Source organism: Nocardioides ungokensis (genome assembly GCF_013466985.1).
Lineage (GTDB): Bacteria > Actinomycetota > Actinomycetes > Propionibacteriales > Nocardioidaceae > Nocardioides > Nocardioides ungokensis.
Genome location: NZ_CP059164.1, coordinates 1,427,176 through 1,448,313 on the forward strand (window position 1 = coordinate 1,427,176; position 21,138 = coordinate 1,448,313).

The 21,138-nt window shown below is 68.3% G+C and carries 9 protein-coding genes; 7 read left to right on the top strand and 2 right to left on the bottom strand.

Annotated elements, in window-relative coordinates:
• Window positions 1-46: 46 nt before the first annotated feature.
• From H0S67_RS23245 to H0S67_RS07140, 5 genes are all read left to right on the top strand, one after another.
• A complete protein-coding gene (locus H0S67_RS23245; protein ID WP_219635538.1) occupies window positions 47-3,100 on the top strand; it encodes a SpvB/TcaC N-terminal domain-containing protein in 3,054 nt (1,017 codons plus the stop codon).
• Window positions 3,097-8,169 (top strand): RHS repeat-associated core domain-containing protein, encoded by a 5,073-nt coding sequence (locus tag H0S67_RS23250; RefSeq protein ID WP_219635539.1) that lies wholly within the window; start codon window positions 3,097-3,099, stop codon window positions 8,167-8,169. Before H0S67_RS23245 ends, H0S67_RS23250 begins: the two co-directional genes overlap by 4 nt.
• A 312-nt stretch (window positions 8,170-8,481) precedes the next feature.
• A complete protein-coding gene (locus H0S67_RS07130) occupies window positions 8,482-16,716 on the top strand; it encodes a neuraminidase-like domain-containing protein (RefSeq protein WP_180936015.1) in 8,235 nt (2,744 codons plus the stop codon).
• 53 nt (window positions 16,717-16,769) lie between these two features.
• Window positions 16,770-17,762 carry a Tc toxin subunit A-related protein gene (locus H0S67_RS27905; protein WP_281368970.1) on the top strand — a complete coding sequence of 331 codons (993 nt, stop codon included), beginning with the start codon at window positions 16,770-16,772 and terminating at the stop codon, window positions 17,760-17,762.
• A gap of 52 nt (window positions 17,763-17,814) precedes the next feature.
• Window positions 17,815-18,084 carry a nucleotidyltransferase domain-containing protein gene (locus tag H0S67_RS07140; protein WP_180936016.1) on the top strand — a complete coding sequence of 90 codons (270 nt, stop codon included), beginning with the start codon at window positions 17,815-17,817 and terminating at the stop codon, window positions 18,082-18,084.
• 147 nt (window positions 18,085-18,231) lie between these two features.
• Here the strand turns inward: H0S67_RS07140 and H0S67_RS07145 are convergent, their stop codons facing one another.
• Both H0S67_RS07145 and H0S67_RS07150 read right to left on the bottom strand, forming a co-directional pair.
• Complete coding sequence (locus H0S67_RS07145) at window positions 18,232-18,531, bottom strand: hypothetical protein (RefSeq protein ID WP_180936017.1); 300 nt, start codon at window positions 18,529-18,531, stop codon at window positions 18,232-18,234.
• 237 nt (window positions 18,532-18,768) lie between these two features.
• Window positions 18,769-18,939 (bottom strand): hypothetical protein, encoded by a 171-nt coding sequence (locus H0S67_RS07150; protein ID WP_180936018.1) that lies wholly within the window; start codon window positions 18,937-18,939, stop codon window positions 18,769-18,771.
• Between the two features lie 856 nt (window positions 18,940-19,795).
• Between H0S67_RS07150 and H0S67_RS07155 the strand changes: the two genes are divergently transcribed.
• Together H0S67_RS07155 and H0S67_RS07160 are read left to right on the top strand one after the other, a co-directional pair.
• Window positions 19,796-19,966 carry a hypothetical protein gene (locus H0S67_RS07155; RefSeq protein ID WP_180936019.1) on the top strand — a complete coding sequence of 57 codons (171 nt, stop codon included), beginning with the start codon at window positions 19,796-19,798 and terminating at the stop codon, window positions 19,964-19,966.
• Between the two features lie 291 nt (window positions 19,967-20,257).
• Window positions 20,258-20,965 (top strand): hypothetical protein, encoded by a 708-nt coding sequence (locus H0S67_RS07160; RefSeq protein WP_180936020.1) that lies wholly within the window; start codon window positions 20,258-20,260, stop codon window positions 20,963-20,965.
• Window positions 20,966-21,138: the final 173 nt, after the last annotated feature.

A 21,138-nucleotide genomic window follows, 5' to 3' on the forward strand; every position in this document is an offset into this window, starting at 1 on the left:
TCCACCGACCGTGTCGCTGCCCAAGGGCGGAGGCGCCATCCGGGGCATGGGTGAGAAGTTCGAGGCCAACCCTGTGACCGGGACGGGCTCCATGTCGATCCCGGTGGCCGTCAGTCCAGGGCGGTCGGGCTTCGGCCCGTCACTCGCTCTGTCCTACGACTCCGGCGCCGGCAACGGCGCCTTCGGATTCGGCTGGAGTCTCGCGCTGCCGGCGATCACCCGAAGGACGGACGCGGGGCTGCCGCGCTACCTCGACGCGGAGGAGTCGGACGTTTTCGTACTCTCCGGGGCCGAGGACCTCGTGCCGTGCCTGGTTCAGGACGGAGGCGGGGCGTGGAGGCGGGAGACCTCGACGCGAACAGTCGGTGGCCACATCTACCGTGTCGACCCCTATCGGCCGCGGATCGAGGGTCTGTTCGCGCGGATCGAGCGCTGGACCGACACTGACGACGGAGCCGAGGTCTTCTGGCGCTCGATCTCCAGGGACAACGTCACCACGTTGTACGGCAGGACCGCCGAGAGCCGGGTCGCCGATCCGGCGGACCCCACCCGGATCTTCAGCTGGCTCACCTGTGAGACGCACGACGACAAGGGCAACGTCGTCAGCTACGGCTACAAGTCCGAAGACTCTGACGGCATCTTCGAGGACGCTCTCGGCAGCCCCGTCAGCAAAGCCCACGAACGCCACCGGACAGCTGGCTCACGCTCGGCGCAGCGCTATCTCAAGCGCATCCGCTACGCCAACGGCTCGCCGTACTTCCCGGTGCTCGACCCCGCGATCCCGTGGCCGGAGCCGCCCTCGATCGATGCTTCCGCCGGAGGCGACTGGCTCTTCGAGGTCGTCCTCGACTACGGCGAGCACGGCACGGACGCGCCAACTCCGACCGAGGACCGCACCTGGTCGGCACGCCGTGACCCGTTCTCCTCCTACCGTGCCGGGTTCGAGATACGCACCTACCGGATCTGCCGCCGTGTGCTGATGTTCCACCACTTCCCTGACGAGCCGCAGGTCGGCACGGACTGTCTCACGCGCTCCACCGACCTCACCTACTCCGACGAGCAGCAGCCTGCCGACGAGCGCAACCCGATCTACACGTTCCTGCGCGCCGTCACGCAGACCGGTTACCGACGAGATGGTGCCGGCTACGACGCGCGGAGCCTCCCGCCCGTGGAGTTCGAATACACAGACCCGATGGTGAGCGACGACGTGGGCCAGCTCGACCCGACAAGTCTGGATCAGCTTCCCGTCGGCCTCGATGGGTCCACTTACCGCTGGACCGATCTTCACGGCGACGGCGTCGCCGGCGTCCTCAGCGAGCACGACGGTGCCTGGTTCTACCAGCGCAACCTGAGCCCCGTCGCGGAGGACGGGCGCGCCGGCAGGGCGCGCCTTGCCCGGGCCGAGACCGTCGCCACGAAGCCGAGCCTCTCCTTCGCAACGGGCGCCGAGCTGCTCGACCTCGCAGGCGACGGACGACCCGACGTCGTTGACTTTTGGCAGCGCCCGACGCCCGGGTTCTTCGCCCACGATGACGACGAGGGCTGGCTCCCGTTCCGTGCCTTCGCCGCCCCATTGACCCGGGACATGCATGACCCCAACCTCCGGTTCGTCGACCTCGACGGTGACGGGAGGGCCGAGCTGCTCATCACCGATGACGACGCTCTCGTGTGGCACCCTTCCCGCGGCGAGGCGGGATTCGGCCCTGAGCAGAGGGTCGGGCACCGGCTCGACGAGCAGCAGAGCCCGCGAGTCGTCTTCGCCGACGCCAGCCAGTCCACCTACCTCGCCGACCTGTCGGGCGACGGACTCCCCGACATCGCTCGCATCCGCAACGGCGAGGTCTGCTACTGGCCGAACCTCGGTCGCGGCCGGTTCGGCGCCAAGGTGACAATGGACGACGCCCCGTGGTTCGACAACCCGGACCTGTTCGACCCCAGGCGAGTTCTGCTGGCCGACATCGACGGCAGCGGAACCGTCGATCTCATCTACCTGCACCGCGACGGCGTCCGGCTCTACTTCAACCAGTCGGGCAACGGGTGGAGTGCGCCGCACCAGCTCAAGGTGTTCCCGCACGCCGACGACCTGGTCCGGGTCATCCCCGTCGACCTGCTCGGCAACGGCACCACCTGCCTGGTCTGGTCCTCACCACTGGCCGAGGACACCCGCCGGCCGTTGCGCTACGTCGACCTCATGGGGGGCCGCAAGCCGCACCTTCTGGTGAGGTCGAGCAACAATCTCGGGGCGGAGACACGCGTCGAGTACGCGCCGTCCACGAAGTTCTTCGTGCGGGACCGCCTCGACGGACGGCCCTGGGTGACCCGTCTGCCGTTCCCCGTGCACGTTGTCGAGCGTGTCCAGACCTACGACCAGGTCAGCCAGAACCGCTTCGTCGCCCGCTACGCCTACCACGACGGCTACTACGACGGCGACGAGCGTGAGTTCCGCGGGTTCGGCATGGTCGAGCAATGGGACACCGAGGAGATGGCTGCCCTGTCGGCCGGTGCGCTCCCTGGCGCCAACATCGCACTCGACTCGGTCGTGCCGCCCGTGCACACCAAGACCTGGTTCCACACCGGTGCATTCCGCGCCCGCGACGAGATCGCCGACCGGTATGCGGGGAGCCTCGACGGCACCGAGTCGGGCGAGTACTTCCGAGAGCCGGGGCTCACAGCGAGCGAGGCGCACGACCTCCTGCTCGCCGACACCGTCCTGCCGAGCGGCCTGAGCCTTGAGGAGGAGCGCGAGGCGTGCCGGGCGCTCAAGGGCACCGTGCTGCGACGTGAGCTCTACGCCGATGACGCAGGACCGGGCAGCGGCGACGACGACGTTCGCCGCGCGCACACCCCGTACACCGTCACAGAGCAGAACATGGCGGTCCGGGTGGTGCAGCCCCGTGCGGGCAACCGTCACGCCGTCTTCCTCCCGCACGCGCGAGAGGCGCTCACCTTCCACTACGAGCGCAACCCCGCCGACCCCCGCCTCCAGCACTCGCTCACGCTCGAGGTCGACGAGTGGGGGAACACCCTCCAGCGGCGACCGTCGGCTATGGCCGGCGCCCGCAGGTCCGCGTCATCGATGGTGAGGGGCACGTCCGGGTGACGCCGAACCCGGGACTTGCGGGCCTCGACCCCGCCGACCGGGCCAAGCAGACCGCCACCGTCGTCACGTACTCGCAGAACAGGACCACCAACGCCGTCGTCGAGCCCGATGGTCGGCGTTCGCCACTGCCCGCTGAGGCTGTGACGTTCGAGTTGACCGGGTTCGCGCCGACGTCGGCCTCGGGCCGCTTCCTGGCGTCGGACCTGGTCGAGCTTGATCCGACCGATCCGCGGCGGGTGCGGCTGCGATTCACCGACGAGGTCGGCTATGAGCAGGCGCCGACGGCCGGCCGCTGTCGGCGGCCGATCGAGCATGACCGAACCCTCTACCGGCGCAACGACCTGAGCGGCCTGCTCGCACTAGGACAGCTCGAGTCGCAGGCACTCGGAGGCGAGGCCTACCAGCTGGCTCTCACGGCGGGGCTGCTCGCCCTGCTGCAACGCCCGCGCGTGGGTCAACCGGCCGAGACGCTCGTGCCCGACGCGTCAGTGGTCCTCGGCGGACAGGGAGGTGACCGGGGCGGCTACGTCGCCGGACAGACCCTGATTGCCGACGGCCGCTTCCCTGAAGCGCAGGATCCCGCGGACACCTGGTGGGTGCCGTCCGGCACCTCGTATTTCACCACAGACACAGCCGCCGCCCCGGCCGCCGAGTTGGCGCAGGCCCGCCACGACTTCTACTGCGTACGTCGGTTCCGCGACCCGTTCGGACACGACGCGGTCGTCGACTTCGACGAGCATCGCCTGCTGGTCGCCGGAACCCAGGACGCGCTCGGGAACCGCACAACGGTCGACGCCAACGACTATCGCGTCCTGGAACCGCGGCTGGTCAGCGATCCGAACGGCAACCAGAACGAGGTCGCGTTCGACACGCTCGGCCTGGTCGCGGGCACAGCCGTGATGGGCAAACCTGCACCGGCACCGGCAGAGGGTGACTCGCTGGTCGGCTTCGACGCCGACCTCACCCCAGTCGAGGTCGACGGCTTCTTCGGTGACGGTGACCCGCGCGTCGCGGGTCGAGGGCTGTTGCACGACGCGAGCACGAGGATCGTCTATGACCTCGACCGGTTCCGTCGGACCAAGGAGGACCACCCCGACGACCCCTCCCGCTGGCAGCCCGTCTGCGCGGCGACGATCGCCCGTGAGACCCATGTCAGCGACCTCCCACCGGAAGACGACGCCCGCATCCAGGTCAGCTTCTCCTACTCCGACGGCCTCGGCCGGGAGATCCAGAAGAAGGTCCAGGCGGAGCCGGGTCCGGTGGATCCGGGCGAGCCGCTCGCCCCGGTCATCAGCCCACGGTGGGTGGGCAGCGGATGGACCGTCTTCAACAACAAGGGCAAGCCGGTTCGTCAGTACGAGCCCTTCTTCAGCGCCACCCACGACTTCGAGCTCGGCATCACGGTGGGAGTCAGCCCCGTCCTGTTCTACGACCCGGTCGAGCGCGTCGTCGCCACCCTGCACCCGAACGACGTCTACGAGAAGGTCGTCTTCGACGCCTGGCGGCAGTCGACGTACGACGCCAACGACACCTGCGCCCCGCACGGGTCGCAGACCGGAGACCCCCGCACCGATCCCGACGTCGGCGGGTACGTCGACGCGTACTTCGTCACCCGGCCCGGATGGCAGACCTGGTACCACCAGCGAGTCGGTGGGGCCCTCGGAGGCGCCGAGCAGGACGCCGCGCAACGGGCCGCCGCTCACTCCGACACCCCTGCGGTCGCACATCTCGACTCCCTCGGCCGCCCCTTCCTCACCGTCGCTCACAACCGGCTGGTCTGCCCCGGGCACGACCTCGACGGGACGGAGGATGCGGTGGTCACCCGCACCGATCTCGACATCGAGGGGAATCAGCGCGCTGTCCGCGACGAGCGCCGACCGGCGGTCGGAGGCATCCCGACAGGTACCGTCGAGCAGCGGGTCGTCGTGCTCTACGACTACGACATGCTCGGCCATCGGATCAGGCAGCTGAGCATCGAGGCAGGGCCCCGATGGATGCTCCAGGACGTCGTCGGCAACTCGATCCGGTCCTGGGATGGTCGCGGCCACGACGTGCGCGTCGTCTACGACGAGCTCCGCAGGCGGATCGAGCAGTATGTCCGGGGCACCTTCGCCGACCCTGATCCGGCGCATCCGAGCTCCGATCCGCGCACGATCGGTGCGGAACTCCTCGTCGATCGCATCGAGTACGGCGAGCCGGCTCCGGGCGCAACGGACGCCGAGCGGAGTCGCGCCCAACAGCTCAACCTGCGCACGCGCACCTACCGACGCTCCGACTCGGCCGGAGTCACGACCAGCGCCCGCCTCGACGGCAACGGAGATCCGCAGGCGGCGTACGACTTCAAGGGCAACCTGCTGCACAGCACCCGCCGGTTCGTCACTGACTACGCCGCGATCCCCGACTGGAGCCAGGCGCCTGTGCTGGACGGCGAGACGTTCGAGAGCAGCACGCGCTACGACGCCTTCAACCGCACGATCCAGTCCGTCGAGCCCCACAGCAGCTTGGCCCGGGCGAAGCGCAACGTGATCCAGCCACTCTTCAACGAGGCGAACCTGCTCGAGCGGGTGGACGTCTGGCTCGAGCGCGCGGACGAGCCCGACGCGCTGCTCGACCCCACGACCGAGCCGTCGTCGCCCGTCGGCGTCGACGACATCGAATACGACGCCCACGGTCGGCGGGTGAGGATCCAGTACAAGAACGGCACCAGCACGTCCTACGCCTACGACCCGCTCACGTTCCGCCTCACTGCCCTGGTCACGAACCGCAGCGCCGCAACGTTCCCGGGCGACGACCCGCAACCTCCCGTCGCGCGCTGGCCGGGCAGCCGGCTGCAGAGCCTGTCCTACACCTACGACGCGGCCGGCAACATTACGCACGTCGCGGACGACGCGCAGCAGGCGATCTTCTTCGCGAACAAGCGCGTCGAGCCGAGCAACGACTACGTCTACGACGCGCTCTACCGTCTGGTGCAGGCGACGGGGCGTGAGCATCTGGGCCAGAACGGTGCGCTTCTCGTCCACACGTACGTCGACGACGGTCGCGTGGGTCTTGTCAGTGCCGACGGCGGCGGTGGCTTTGCTCCCGGCGACGGCAACGCGATGGGCACCTACGTCGAGCGCTACGTGTACGACGCCGTCGGGAACATCCTGCAGATGCAGCACCGCCGCTCCGATACGGCACCGGGGGGTTGGACGCGTTCCTACTCCTACACCGAGGCGAGCCTGATCGAGGGGGGCCGGGTCGGCAACCGGCTGACCAGCACGCAGGTCGGCGGCGCCGCTGTCGAGCTGTATCTGCACGATGTCCACGGCAACATGACCCGGCTGCCACACCTCGGAGGGGGCCAGCCCGGACCGAACCTGCACTGGGACTACGACGACCGCGCGGTGCAGGCGGACCTCGGCGGCGGCGGAACGGCTCACACCGTCTACGACGCCTCAGGTCAGCGTGTTCGCAAGATCTGGGAGAAGGCACCAGGGCTGGTGGAGGAGCGGATCTACCTGGGCGGAGTCGAGCTCCACCGCCGGCACCCTGGGCCGATCGGCGCCGGCACCGCGACCCTCGAACGGGAGACGCTTCACGTCACCGACGACCAGCAGAGCGTCGCCCTCGTCGAGACGCGCACGCTCGACACGGGCGGAAACGACCCGGCTCCGCGCCAGCTGATCCGGTACCAAGCCGGCAACCACCTCGGCTCCGTCGGCCTCGAGCTCGACGAAGGTGCGCGGATCATCTCCTACGAGGAGTACTCGCCGTACGGCAGCTCGACCTACCAGGCGGTGCGAAGTCAGACGGAGACTCCGAAGCGCTACCGGTACACCGGTAAGGAGCGGGACGAGGAAACCGGGCTGTGCTACTACGGCGCCCGCTACTACGCGCCGTGGCTGGCTCGCTGGACCAGCTGTGACCCGGTGCCGCAGCTCAACCTGTACGTGTTCTGTGACCTCAACCCGGTGACGTTGTCGGACCCAACTGGTCGTGAGCCGGTGAAGCCCGTCTCGGGTCCGTACCGGACCGTCAGAGGTGACCACGTCCATCAGGTGGCGTCGAGGAACGCTGGTCCTGGCGCGAGCCGCACGTCAGCGTCCGAGTTCTGGGGTGGGCGGTCGGTGAGCACGAACTCTCCTGGCTACAACGACGCCGGCGGCCAACGGGTGGAATCTGCGTTGAACCGTGCGCAATGGGGCAGCGACATGAACGGTGCCCCGGCCAAGACCGGCCGGGTGACCATTAACGCGTCCGGCGAGACCACCGTCGGTTCATCGAGTTCAGCGTCGCCCTCGCAGTGGTTCGAGGACGTCAAGTCCTACTACAAGCTACGAGAGGCGGGATTGTCGCCAGACGACGCGCTGAACGAGGTGTTCTCCTCCGCCGACCAACTCGAGAAGGCCGGCGCCACGCCGACCCGCGTCCCCAACGGCCCACGCTCTGCGCCGCGTGCCCTCAAGGCGGGACAGACGCTGTCGTCGGAGCAGCCGACGCGGCTCTCGGGGTCAGCCAAGGGGACGTCGCCCGAGGCGGTGTCGCCCGCCCAGCCCGAGGCCGTGCCCGCACCTGCCGAGGTGGAGGCCCCAGCGGGCTCGCTCAAGGCCCCGACTGGTGCCCCGGCCTCGACCGCGCGCACCCTGCTGCGGGCTGGCGGAACGGGTCTGGCCGTCGCGGGCACGGTGTACTCCGCCTACGCATTCGGCGAGGACGTGTCCGAAGGGCGATGGGGCTCGGCCGCGCTCAACGGGACGGCGTTCGCGGGCGGCGGCCTCGCGCTTGGGGGTACAGCCGTCGGCTCGACGACGCTGGTCGGCGCCGGCACCGTCATCGCTGCCCCGGCAGCGGTGGTCGGTGCGGGGGTAGCCGGCTGGAAGCTCGGCGAATACACGAACGAGAACACAGCGATCTCCGACGTCGCCATGGCAGGGGGATCCCTGGTCGAAAGGGTCACGGGCTCGAGCACGTTGGGGGCCGTCGGTGCGGCCGGAACCGCGATCGTGACCGCGCCGGTGTTCGTCCCGATCGCGGTCGGGAAAGGCATCGGTCGGGGCGCGAAATGGGTGTGGAACAAGATCTTCTGAACCAAGGGAGGCATCATGTCGGGTCGGGCGATGGAGTTTGCGCGGTCAGTGCAAGACCTGCCGGAAGGACGGCGTCGTACCCTCGCCGCCGCGGCGGCGGTAGAAGCGCTCGCCCCGCGCGCTGCTGCCGCCGCGGGCTCCGATGGTGCGCGCTCTCTGGCCGACGCGAGGGCGGCGCTGACCGAGTTTCAGAGGCGGGCAGAGCTGCCGCAGACGGGGTGGGCGGATACGGCGACGGTGACGCGGATCGTTGCCGAAACCGCGAACGAGCACGTCGCGACGAGTCGGCTGCGGACCTCGAGCGTGCAGGAGATGCTGACCAAGGTCGGGTTCGCGCCGGATTCTGCGGAGACGGCGTCGCGCAAGATCGGCGCGTCCACGATCGCGTCGGTCAAGGACTTCCAGCGGGCGAACGGCCTCAGCGAGGACGGGCTCATCGGCCCCAAGACCCTGGGAACCCTGCGCGAGGCGGCGCTGACCGCAACGCTCTCCACCAAGCGGCAGACCTACCTTCTCCAGCGCAGGATCCGGCGGGCTGCCGAGATCCGGCATCTCGACGTGACGATCGATGCCGGCGAGCTCTCCGCACGCAACCTCGGTCCGAGCACCCAGGACGCGGTACGAAAGCTCCAGACCTCACTCGGTCTGCCCGCAACCGGGACCGTCGACACGACGACCTTCGAGCGCATCAACTCAGTCGCCGCCAGCCGGCGCGGACCGGCCCCCAAAGTCGGCCCCCCCGACCCCGCCGATCTCGAGACGATCCCACGGCAGCTGCGCCTGAACATGGCCAACAAGCACGTGCCGACCTTGCAGCGCGCGCTGGCCTTCCTCGGCCACGCGCCCGCGGAGGGCGAGCTCAAGGCGTCGCGGTTCGGCGCGAGCACCCGCCAGGCCGTCATCGCCTTCCAGGCCGCGAGCGGTCTGCCGCAGACCGGTGCGGCGGACGCGGCCACGGTGCGGGCGCTCAACCTGCAGATCCGGGCCGCCACTCCCGGGCCGGAGCACTCGTACCGGATCCGTGGCGCGGTCAGGGACGCCTCCTGGACCGGACGGCCCGGCGTCACGGTGGAGCTCTCGTCCGACCCCCCGACGGGGGCGCCGGTGGTGCTGGCCACCCGGACCACGTTGGCCAACGGGTTCTACGACCTCCCGTTCGAGGTCCCGAAGGACCCGGCGAGCGGACAATCGATCCCGTCCCTGGCGCTGCGGGTGCGCTTCACCGCGCCCGGGGGCGCGGAGATCGGCACCAAACGGGTGGTCAACCCCACCATGATCACCTGGGTCAACTTCACCGAGGGTGACTATCCCTACCGAGGGCAGTCCCTGCAGGAGACGCAGCTCGCCGCACTGCGCGCCGCAGGCTGCGCCGACGTGACAACCCTCGTCGAGACCGAGGACAGGCCTGAGGTCAGCAGGATCGCCCAGGTCGCCGGGCTCAGCCAGGACGACGTCATGCGACTGGTCCTGGCCGCGCGGGCCGCGGCGAAGCTGGGTGCCCAGCTGGACGCGACAGTCTGCTTCGCGTTCCTCGCGCAGAGCCTGCCGAGCAGCCTGCCCAACGACCTGCTGGCCCAGACCCACGGCTGGACGCTGATCGAGCAGCTCACGGACCTTGTCGCCTCGGGCGTCGCCGCGATGGAGCCGGAGCTGGCCGCGGCCGCCATCAACGCCGCCCTCGAACAGAACCTCGTGCCGGTCAGCCTGGCCGCGAGGCGCGACGCCGTGCTCGCCGACCTCGCCGCCGCGCGCCGCCGCTTCGCCCTCGATCAGCCGCTGCTGGTCGGCAACGGGACGCTGCGGGCTGCGCTGCAGAACAGCACGGTGCCGCCCGCGAAGTACGACGCGATCGCCGATGCCTTTGTCCAGGCCGGTGGCCTCGGGCCCAGCTTCTGGAGCTTGCTGGACGCCTCCCCTGCCACCTACGGAGGCGCGGCCGCCCTGAGCTCGTTGGAACGGACGGTCCAGGTCGGCACGGTCGCGAAGAACTTCGGCCCGATGGTGGAGGCACTCGATCAGAACCTCACCGGTGCTTCACCCCGCGCGCTCGCCAAGCTGGACCAGGCCGACTGGACCCAGCTCGTCGCCGACGTCGGCGCCGTCCCGGACGGCACGGACGGCGACACCGACGAGGCGCGCCGGGCGACGTACGCCCGCACAATGGCTGCCCAGGCCCAGCGGCTGTACCCGACCGTGGCGGTCGTGGCCGCGGTGAAGCGGAGCGACGCCACCGGCCTCAACCACCTCGACGCCGTAGAGCAGATCATCGATGAGCACCCGGACCTGGAGCTGCGGGTCTCGAACATCGACACCTACGCGGCCGTGAATAACCTGCAGCTCGAGCCTGAGACGCGCACGGAGCTCAAGGTTCTGCAGCGGGTCCATCGGATCGCTCCGACGGCAGACGCTGCGACTGCGTTGCTGTCGAACCACCTGCACAGCTCGGTCCAGATCCTAGGCATGGGCCGGGAGTCGTTCGTCTCGGCGATGACGGCGAGTGGGGTCGACGGGACCGTCGCGGAGTCGATGCACGGCTTCGCCGAGTTCCAGTACGCCCAGGTGCTCCAGCGACTCGGCGAGATGCGTTCCGAGGTGCAGTCCACGATGCCGGCAGCGCTGGCACCGCACGTTCTGACCGCGGCGACCCGGGCCCAGGTGCTCTCGGACCTGCCCGATCTGGAGCTGCTGTTCGGGCCGCTGGACGCCTGCGACTGCCCGCACTGTGCGTCCGTGTACGGGCCGGCCGCCTACCTCGCCGACGTCTTCCGGTTCCTCGACAGCCACCAGGCCAACTCCGGAGGCGGCAGCGTGCTCGACGCGCTCAAGGCACGGCGGCCCGACCTGACCAAGGTCAAGCTCGACTGCGCCAACACCGAGACCCCTCTGCCGTTCATCGACTTGGTCAACGAGGTGCTGGAGAGTGCCTTCCCCGGCTCGGCCGGGCTGGTGGACCTGCAGACCACCCTGCCCGCCGATGAGCTCCGCGCAGCGCCGGAGCACCAGGACGGCAGCGTCTACGACGCGTTGCGCGTCGCGGACCTGCCGATGTCCTCCTCCTACGACCTCTGGGCCGACCAGATCCGGGTGCTGCTCCAGCATCTCGGCGTGCCACGTTGGCGGCTGATGGATCTCCTCGGCCCTGACCGGCCGGCCGAGGTCGCGGCGGAGCTCTTCGGGATATCGGTGCACGAGGCCGGTCTGGTGACCACTGCCAAGGACGCGGCTGGCGACCAGGGCGGCTACTGGGGTTTCGATGCGAGCCGAGCCTCGATCCCCGTCCTGGAGATCCTGGAGCGCACGGGGCTGACCTACCTCCAGCTCCAGCTGCTGCTGCAGAGCAGCTGGATCACGCCGGACGGTGACCCGCGCGTGCACCTCACTCGCCCCGCAGACAGTGCGGACCTGAACGAGCAGACGCTCGACGCGGTCACCCCGGGGGTCCTCGACCGCATCCACCGGCTGCTCCGACTCGCGCGCCACACCCCCTGGGACACCTGGGAGCTGGATCTTCTCCTGCGCGCTCCACGGATCGGAGCAGGCACGCTCGGTGATGACGCTCTGGTCGCCCTCGCCGCGGCCCGGCGGGTCGCCGAGCGGCTCGGTGTCGATGTTCTGCAGCTGGCCACGTGGTTCGGCACGCTCCCGGTCGTCGGGCGGCCGAGTCCGACCGACCCCACGTCCCTCCCCGACGCCGCGCCGTCGCGATACGACCTGCTGTTCCGGGCACGCGCCCTGTCCGGCACACCCGACCCCGCCTTCGACCCGCAACCGGACGGCAGCGACCTCACCGACCACCGCCCAGCTCTGTGCGCCGCCCTGGCAGCGACCGACGCGGACGTCAGCGCACTGCTGGCGCGCACCGGGACCGCCAACGACCTCCCGACTCTGTCGCGCCTCGTCGCCTGGGTCGAGCTGGCCAGGACCCTCCATCTCAACCTGGCCGAGCTCCTGCTTCTCAGTGACCTCGCCGAGCCGGTCGTCGCCGACCCGTTCGCCTCACCGAGGCAGATGCTCACCTTCCTGGAGACCGTCGACCTCCTGCGCGGCTGCGGGGCCACCCCGACGGAACAGGACTTCCTCCTGCACGCGCGCCCCGAATCCCCCTTCGCCATCACCGACGCCTCGATCGGTGCTGCACTCTCGTCGCTGCGGGAGAGCCTGCGCGCCAACTCCGCACCCGACCCGGCCGGGGCCGTGATCTCGGCGCTGGCGATCACCACGAGGCTGTTGCCCAGCCAAGTCGGCAGCCTGCTCGGCCTCAGCGATGCCGGCGGTGTTCTCGGCGATGCCTTCGCGGACCCCGAGCTTCTTGCGCGAAGGCCGGATGGGGACTACGTGCATGCGGAGGTCACCCGTGCCGACTTCCCGCGCCTCTTCGAGGTCTACCGCCGCGTGCTGAAGGCGGGACGGGTGGTCAACCTGCTCAGGCTCGACGAGGACGAGCTGGCCTGGATGCTGACTCACGTGGACGCGGTGGGCCTGCGGCTGACCGACCTACCGGCGGAGACGGAGCCCGCGGCACCGCTCGGCGCGGCTTGGGTCCGACTGCTCCGCTGGGCCTCGGTTCGCCGCGATCTCTTGACGGGGTCCCGGTCTCTCTCGGCGGGGCCGGGTGCCGCGCCGAGCTCGCCGACCAGCACGCCCGACGACCTCGTCCATGCTTCGACCTCCGGTCAGCCGCTCGACGCCGTCCGGGCCATCGCGACGACCCTGTCGGGCATCGACGCCGCGACCCTTTCCGTGTTGGACGGCGGCGACCCCGCGGCGTACGCCGACCCGATGGTCGGACGACGCCTGGTCGACGTCGCGGCCGTCGTGAAGCGGCTCGGGGTGCCGGCCGCGGAAGCCGCCGTGTGGGCCACCCGGGACCGCGGTGGAGCCGGTCCGAGCGAACGAAGCATCTCTTCGTCGGTCACACGTGCAGCGAAGGCCAAGTACGAACGAGGTGCATGGCTCTCCGTCCTAACCCCACTGCAGGACACGTGGCGAGAGCGCAAGCGGGACGCCCTCGTGGCGTACCTCCTCGAGAGTTCTGCCCGCAACGAGGCTCTCACCGTCCAGATCGACGGGGCCGACTACCCCAACCCGCAGCGCTGGACCAGGCCCGACGACCTGTTGCGGTACTTCCTCATCGACGTCGAGATGTCGTCGTGCGCGCTCACGTCGCGCCTCAAGCAGGCGATCGGCAGCACCCAGATGTTCGTCCAACGCGCCTTCCTCAACCTGGAGAAGCCGAAGGTCGTCATCACGACCGACGAGAAGGGCGACCTGTCCGCCCCGAACTCCTGGCACCAGTGGACGTGGATGAAGAGCTACCGGCTCTGGGAGGCGAACCGGAAGGTCTTCCTCTACCCGGAGAACTGGATCGCTCCCGAGCTGCGCGACGACAAGACCCCGTTTTTCAAGGACCTCGAGCAGTCCATCCTCTCCGGCGACGTCACTGCCGAACGTTGCGAAGTCGCCATGCGCGACTACCTCGAGAAGCTGACCACCGTGGCCAACCTCGAGGTCGTCGGCGTGCACCACGAGATCGACGACGACCATCCGTGGGACGACCTCGGCCCCTCCGTCAACGTGCTCCACGTCGTCGGGCGCACCCGGGGCGAGCCGTTCCGGTACTACTACCGCAGCTACGACCTCAACGCGGCCCTGTGGTCGCCGTGGGAACCCATCGAGGTCGACATCACCGGAGAGCAGGTGCTCCCGGTCGTCTACAACCGGACGTTGCACCTCTTCTGGCTGCAGACGGAGACGAAGCCTCAGAAGAAGCAGCGCCAGCCTGCAGCCAAGGCGAACCCGAACACCCAGCAGAGCCCGGAGGCACCGACACAGGTCGAGCTCAAGCTGGCATGGACGCTCCGGCGCCAGGGCGCATGGACCCCCAAGCAGACGGCGCCCCACGTGCTGATCCACCCGTGGCCGCGACCGACGACTTCGTACAGCCTCAAGCCGCGCTACCACGTGGCCGAGAATCAGATGTGGCTCGACGTCTACATCTCGATGAGTCCGGAGTTCAACAGCCGATCCTTCTGGAATCCGATCAACGACGCCCGCCAAGCCTTGGGCCAGCCCTTCGACAAGACGGCGCGGCCATGGCACTCATCGTCGTTCGTCTTCGACGGCCACGTCGTCGCCCTTCGTCTCAAGTCGCTCGACGGCCGGTACCAGCTGGTCGACGCGTCCACAGTCAACAACTCCTACGACTACGTGCGCGCGCTCAGCGATCCACAAGCCACGCTCCAGCCGTTGAGGACGACCCGGCAGGTCTCCGCGCGGGTCGTCCAGCCCGACGGGATGCGGCTGCAGTCGGGCCGGATGGTCAACAACACCTGGACCGGCAATGACGGCTCCCTGACCGTGCTGTCGAACGGGTCCACCGTGACACTCCTGACCGCGGCCCGCTCGCCGTTCGCGGCGGTGCAGTCGCTGCACCGCCTCCAGGCCGACACCGCGTATGACCGGAGCCCGTTCGTCTACACCGACCTCACTCGGTCCTACTTCGTCACCTCGGACTGGGTGAACGTCACGATCGACTCGACGACGAGCGTCCAGCGTCAGCGGTACACCTTCAAGCCGTTCTCGCACCCCTATGCCCCGTTGTTCGTCCGCGAGCTGAACCGCAGCGGACCGGACGGACTGCTCAACCGTGCGATGCAGCGCTTCCCAGCGTCCTACCCTCCGGGCAACGCCTTCTCGTTCGCCGGCTACGCCCCGGTCGGCGGGGTCGCCGTCGTCGATCCGACGGCGGCCACCGACACGATCGACTTCAGCCGGTCCGGTGCCATGTCGGTCTACAACTGGGAGGTCTTCTTCCACATCCCGTTCATGATCGCGTGCAAGCTGGCCACCAATCAGCGGTTCGAGGAGTCGCTCGACTGGTTCCACCGCGTCTTCGACCCGTCCAACACCGAGGCGGTGGACGCGCCGCAGCGCTACTGGATCACGAAGCCGTTTTTCGAAACCACCTCGGAGGACGCCACCCGGCAGCGCATCGAGGCGATCCTCGCTGACGCTAGTGACCCGGAGGTCAGCCAGCAGATCGCCCAGTGGCGCAACCACCCGTTCATGCCGGACGTCATCGCGCGCTTCCGCCCGGTCGCGTACCAGAAGGCGGTGGTGATGCGGTACATCGATGCCCTCACGGGCTGGGGCGACCAGTTGTTCCGTCGGGAGACCATCGAGGCGATCAACGAGGCGACGCTCCTCTACGTCCTCGCCGGCGAGCTGCTCGGGCGACGACCCGAACACGTGCCGATGACTCCGCGCGACGGGCGGTCGTACGAGGAACTCACCGCGGCCGCTGCCCTCGATCCGTTCGGCAACCAACAGGTCGAGGTGCAGCTCGAGAACCTCGCCGAGCGCCCGACGCTCGTCGTCGCTTCGGACAGCCAGGCGCTGCCTGTCGTCAACCTGTCCTACTTCGCGATTCCCGCCAACGACGACCTGCTCGCGTACTGGGATCGTGTGGCCGATCGGCTCTTCAAGATCAGGAACTGTATGGACATCTCCGGCAACGTGCGGCAGCTGCCGCTCTTCGAGCCCCCCATCGACCCGGCGTTGCTCGTGCGGGCCACGGCCGCCGGCGTGGATCTGACCACCGTCGTCGGCATCCAGCCGACGGCCGCGTCGCCGTATCGCTACGCGACGTTGTTCTCCGCTGCCATGTCGGCCGCCTCGGACGTCCGCGCCTTGGGGGAGCGGATGCTGAGCGCTCTTCAGCGGCGCGACGAGGACGCCTTAGAGCGGCTGCGTGCCGGGAACGAGACGGCCGTCGTGGCGCTCGTGCAAGGGGTCCGCGAGGACCAGTTGCTCGAAGCCGAACGTTCGCGCGAGGCGATCGAGCAAAGCCGGGACGCGGTCCAGGCACGGATCGACTACTACTCCTCCCAGCCGTACATGAACGACTGGGAGACCGCAGCGACCATCGTGCACACAGCCGCGGTCGTCTCACAGGTCGTCGCCACCGTGCTGAACACCGTGGGTGGCGGCGCGAGCCTGGTCCCGTCGTTCGAAGCCGGCGCTTCTGGTTTCGGTGGCTCGCCGGTCGTGACCGTCAAGTACGGGGGCCAGAACGTCAACGACTCCGTGGGTTCGTTCGCCCGGGCCTTCGAAGGCATCAGCGGGATTCTGCACAGCACAGGATCGCTGCTGGAGGCGCAAGGCGGATACCAGCGGCGGTACGCAGAGCAACAGCATCAGGCTGACCTGGCACGCAAGGAGCTCGTCCAGCTCGGGAAGCAGATCATCGCCGCGGAGGTTCGTGAGGCCGTGGCACAGCATGAGCTGGACACACAGCTGCGCACCGTCGACAACGCCAGGAGCGTCGAGGAGTTCCTGCGGTCCCGATACACGGGCCAACAGCTGTACGAGTGGACGGTGGCCCAGTTGTCGTCAGTCTACTTCCAGGCCTACCAGCTTGCGTTCGACATGGCGCGCCGCGCCGAGCTCGCGTACCGCTTCGAGGTCGGTGAGACCGCGGCGGCGCCAGTCATCACCTTCGGCTACTGGGACAGCCTCAAGCAGGGCCTGTTGGCCGGTGACGGCTGATCAACGACCTACGCCGGCTCGAGGCGACCGCGCTCGAGCGCAATCGCCGGAGGATGCAGGCGACGACGCACATCTCGTTGGCCTCGCTGATGCCGGACCGGTTGCTCGAGCTGAAGGCGACCGGTACGACATCCATCGAGATCGCCGAGTGGATGCTGGCACGCGAGAACCCGGGCTGGATCAACCAGCGGATCCTGTCCGTGGCGGTCACCGCCCCCTGCGTCGCCGGCCCATACACCGGCTTCCACGCCGGGCTGACGCTCACGTCCGCCGTGGTACGGACAAATGACGACGTCGGCGGCGGATTCGGCGACGCCTTCGGCGGCGACCCGCGGTTCGCCGCAGCGCCGGCCGCTATCTCCTCCATCCGAACCAGCCACGGCGTCACCGACAAGGGCCGGGTGCCCGGTGCGCGGACCGACGACCGCTACGACGCGTTCGAGGGAGCGGGTGCGATCAGTCGATGGACCATCGTGGTGGACCCGCGCGACAACGCCCTCGATCTGAGCACGCTGTCCGACTTCGTGCTGAGCCTCGAGTACGAGGGCGACCCAGGATCTGCGGCGCTGACCGACCTGGCGCGGGGAGCCGTGGCGGAGGCACTGCCGCAGCACGGCGCTCTGGTGCTGTGGCTTGACGGCACGTACGCGGCACCGTGGTCCCGATTCCTCCACCCGGCAGCGGGAGAGCAGGTCCTCTCGGTCGACCTCGGAGTCGATGCTCTGCAATACCTGTACCAGCAGCTCGCCCAGCACAAGCGGCTGGTGGTGACCGGCGCAGACCTCTTCCTGGACTCCGACCTCGACGCGTTCGACGTTCGCCTCACGCCGCCCGGCGGTGTCGTCATCGACGCCAATGCTCCTCGCGACAACGCGTTCGGCGGGTTGGAGCATGCGATCGCGGGCTGGGCTCCGGGTGCCCAGGACCTCATGGGGACGTGGACCGTTCAGGTGAAGCGGGTAGCGGATGCCGGATGGGACGCGCTCGCGGAGGGCGTCGTACGCCATGCATGGCTGCTCCTGCGGTTCGGAACCTCCGATGCATGAGTTCGCCACCTACCTAGCGGAGTCCATAGCGGCTGTGTGCGACCCCGTGGCCGTGCTGCTGTTCGGCTCCTGGGCCAAGGCGCGGGCGGTCCCTTTCAGCGACGTGGATCTCGTCGTGGTGGTGGCGGAGCGGCCGACACCTGCGCTGCGCGCGGCGCTCTGCGATGCTGTCCACGGCGTCCCGATGCATGTCGACCTGTTGATCTGGACCGTTGCCGACGTCGCGGCGGGCCGGGCCGACCCGCACGGGTTCCGCGGCTCGGTGATGTCACACGCGGTTGTGCTCCACGGGGCATTGCCGCCGGTCCTGCCGCGGGCGTAGAGTGGAGGCACTGGAAGGACTTAAGAGTGTTGTATTGAAGAGTGTGAATCGTCTGGGAACAGAAATTCGCGTCATTGCAAGAAGCTTCCAGTTATCAGAAGAGTCCCCGGGTCTACCGGGGTCTTTTCATGTGGCAGACCAGTTGCGTCAGCCAACGCCCGCATCGGCCCGCAGCAACTCGCATGCGAAGAGGGCGCCGCAGAAGAGCAGGGCAGCCCACAGCAACCAGATCATCCAGCCCCTCGTGTCCTCCATCGATGCGCCCACCAGTGCGCCGACCTCGCCGATGAGCGCCACGACGATGAACAAGCGGTGGAGCGTCATGGGAGAGACGACGTTGCCGGTTGTCTGTCTGCGGGCTCGGTCGGCCACCTTGGTCAGCAGCAGGATCGGTAGCAGGGCGCTGGCGTTGTTGAAGAAGTCTGGACCTAGCACCTCTACCTCCAACTGAGTGATTGTCCGGTCATCGAATGGCATCCGACCCGTGTCAGCTTGGCTGATGCTCCGACTGACGCGTCGAGCACGTCGCGCACGTCCTCGGCCTGCGCCTGAGCCAACGACCAGAATGCCCGTCATGCTGTGCTTGGTGATCAGCGTGCTGACGCCAACAACAGTTCGAGCGCGAGCGGGGCGTCAGAACTCAACGGCTTGTTGCTCGTGGGTCGCGTTGGCGCATGACGAGGTTCAGTCGTGGTCGACGTCCCAGGCCTTTCGGACCACGCGCCCGTCACGGTAAGTGATGGAGGCCCATCTCCAGAACGCCATCATGTCGTAGTTGCGCGTCGTCTCGCCCGCGTACGACCCGGCGTCCAGGCCGGGATAGCCGACGATGTGGCGGACTCGGTCCCGGCTCATGCCGCGCTTGATACGACGGAACTCCGCGCGTGAGATGGTGGTTCTCAGTGTCTTCTCGGTGACACGCACGGTCTGGGTGCGGGTTGCCTTGGTAGTTCGACACCACGCCGTGGTCGTTGACCGGTACGTGCCGACCTTGACGCGAGGGAAGTACACCCCCGGCAGCGCGCCCTTCCATCGATACGTGCGGGTGTACCCAGTCGCCGTGTTCTTGAGGACCCATCGCACGCGTGGTTCGACCCTGTAGTTGGTGCAGGAGACGTAAGGGTTCTCGATTCCGCCCTTGCCGTTGATGGGGGCACGGAATCCTTGCGCGTCCTGGATAACCGGCTTCGATCCACCTTGGGCGGATGCGCCTCCAGCGAACAAGGCCACGGCCAGCGCAGCCGCCGTGATTGCGACAGTAATCCTGTGAGGTGTCTGCATGTGCGTCCCTCCCGAACCGGAACCGTGACGCGGGCCCGCCACGCCTCTGCAGGCTACCCCGGGCGCCGCCGGAGATCCGAAGCTTTTGCGCACCCGAGGCGGACGCCCCGGCTACCAAGCGCCGACGCTGACACCAGCAGTCTGTTAGTGCAGCCGGCGTGTCCAGCCGAGGACATGGCGGAATGCGGGACGTCTGGCGCGTAGCGTGCGAGCAGACGCACGGCCCGACGAGGCACAAGGTACTCGCGCCAGGACATGGGCCGGGAAGATGTCAGACTTCCCGCGGACTTCCAGTTCGAGTGCGTGACGGGCATACAGCCCGAGGTTCAGGACCGACTGGCCGGGGCGACGTCCTTCGCCTCAAAGGGACCTGGCATGCGGCGGTAGGACGCGGAATCGAGCCGCACGGGGGACCTAACGTGACGCGGAGGTGGCCGACACGCTGGCACGGTCAGGCCGCGGGCGACTTCGCGGGCAGACAGACGATAATGAGCACGCCGATCAGACCAAGCAGGGCCCCAAGGGCAACGCCTTCCGCCTTGCGATTCTTATTCGTCCCGATGAGTCCGCCGATGATGGCGCAGACAAGCCAAACAACTAGGAAAGTCATTAGAACGGCCCCGATGGATAGGTTGGTGAGGCCACCAATCGTCGCAGGCGACCAAGGTTTCCGCGGGAGAAACGGAACAGAACGCACTACTTAGCCCGGTTCACTCAACGAACTGGGCACCCGGGTCTTCGCCCATGGGCGGCGGTATGACGCACGGGAACCCAGTCCAGGCTCCGATTCGCCATCCGGTGTCCTGGTACAGGGTCAAGCCCCGCCGGTTGGGCGCGACCTGCGTGAGCCGTTACCACCTGCGGCGGCCTCGAGATGGTGAACGATATGCGGGTGACTAAGGAAGTGAATGGACCTAAGGGTGTCGATGCGGCTTTCGCCTCGCAGTTCATGTCGGCGTTCCAAACCAACGGCCTCCAGGTGCACCTGCTGGAGGCCTCCACAGTTGCTCTGAGTGAGGCGCTCGCGAACGTTGACGAGCCGGTGGTCTCAGCCCGCAATGCAGGACTTGCTCTTGAGTTGCTCGCCAAGGCCGTGATCTTCGGGCGGGAGCGCGGCGCGCTCAGCGGAGCCCCCAAGAAGTACCGTGAGGCCGCGGTCGCGTTCCTCGAGGGGCGCGGCCACCCGGACGTGTGGTCCTTAGCCGACGTCACCACGGTCAATGGCACTACTGCTGTGGAAACGGCGTACGACCTTATTGGAGCCGAGCCTCCCGAAAAGGCGCGTGTCGATGCTGTGTTCCGCCCCCGGAACCGAGCGGTCCACATGGCTCAGGCCGACCAAGCTGCAAGCCTGGGTGCCCTTGCCGAGACGATGCGGCTGGGCGTGCCACTCCTCGAGGACCTGCGGCTGAGCATTATTGAGTGGCTCCAAGAGGACTCGGGCATGGGGGAGATCGCCACCGCGATCCTGAAGAGCAATGGGTCGGCTCGCGCGCCGATTGCGTTCGCGAAGAAGTGGAGAGCATCGAACGAGTGGCTTTCAATGATGAGCGACTGCCCGCCGATGTCCTGCGCGACTTGGCGGCTGACCCGAGAGTGAAGCCAGACGCTGATGACCCTTTCCTGAGCCAGTGCCCAACCGGTGGGCACTTTGCGTGGTTCGAGCTCGACGCGGAACTCAGCGATGTCCAGGAGGATGAGAGCTCGGTCGAATATGACCTGTACCTCGGCTACCTACATTGCCCGTTGTGCGGTCTGGAAGTCGAGTACGCG

Excerpts from the sequence above, each read along its gene's own strand:
- H0S67_RS27905 (WP_281368970.1), top strand. The coding sequence starts at position 16,770 with ATGCAGGCGACGACGCACATCTCGTTGGCCTCGCTGATGCCGGACCGG.
- H0S67_RS07130 (WP_180936015.1), top strand. The coding sequence starts at position 8,482 with ATGCTGACCAAGGTCGGGTTCGCGCCGGATTCTGCGGAGACGGCGTCG.
- H0S67_RS07150 (WP_180936018.1), bottom strand. The coding sequence starts at position 18,939 with ATGAGCCGGGACCGAGTCCGCCACATCGTCGGCTATCCCGGCCTGGAC.
- H0S67_RS23245 (WP_219635538.1), top strand. The coding sequence starts at position 47 with ATGGGTGAGAAGTTCGAGGCCAACCCTGTGACCGGGACGGGCTCCATG.